At 50.4% G+C, this 240-nt stretch carries 1 protein-coding gene; it reads right to left on the reverse strand.

From position 1 onward, the window contains the following. The coding region (locus R0J88_RS23140) for a transglycosylase SLT domain-containing protein (protein WP_410901335.1) at positions 1 to 240 on the reverse strand (240 nt) is incomplete at both ends.

A 240-nucleotide genomic window follows, 5' to 3' on the forward strand; every position in this document is an offset into this window, starting at 1 on the left:
AATCTAGGGGTGCTCGGGTTGATTGCATAATATCTCGGCGGCCGTCGTAACCCCAGTTTTGTTTTAAATGAAAGCGGTCACCCGTTTGTGGGATAAATTGCCAAGTTCCCGAGGCGGTTGTGTGAGAGTAGCCAAAGGGACCAAAAGCGCGTTCTACAATAGGAAGGAGCGCAACTTCGATTGGCACCTCGCGTCTCTCTACTACTTCGAAAATAAAGTGAAGGTACGGCTCGGCACGCT

The organism is Pseudoalteromonas sp. SIMBA_162 (assembly GCF_046535955.1).
GTDB classification, from domain to species: domain Bacteria; phylum Pseudomonadota; class Gammaproteobacteria; order Enterobacterales; family Alteromonadaceae; genus Pseudoalteromonas; species Pseudoalteromonas marina.